1 protein-coding gene is annotated in these 237 nt (G+C 64.1%); it reads left to right on the plus strand.

Annotated elements, in window-relative coordinates:
- Positions 1 to 54 precede the first annotated feature (54 nt).
- The coding region (locus BN358_RS27670; protein WP_232233122.1) for a hypothetical protein at positions 55 to 237 on the plus strand (183 nt) is incomplete at its 3' end.

Genomic DNA, 237 nt, shown 5'->3' on the forward strand with positions numbered 1-237 from the left:
CCCACCGAGTAGCGCATGCGCAGTTCGGCGTCTCCATTCCGGGGCTGGTTGACGGTGATCATCGTTGAACTCCTTCACGGGCCGGACGCCCGGGTCATCTTCGCGTTTGCTCGAATGTACTTGTACATACTGGCATATGCAACGATAGGGCTATCGACACCACCCGTCAACAGGAACGCCCTTCGCCGGCGCCTGGGGGCCCGTCCGAAGGGCTCGGGGCGGGGGCGGTGCTTCCCG

The sequence above is a fragment of the Sedimentibacter sp. B4 genome, from assembly GCF_000309315.1.
GTDB lineage: Bacteria > Bacillota > Clostridia > Tissierellales > Sedimentibacteraceae > Sedimentibacter > Sedimentibacter saalensis.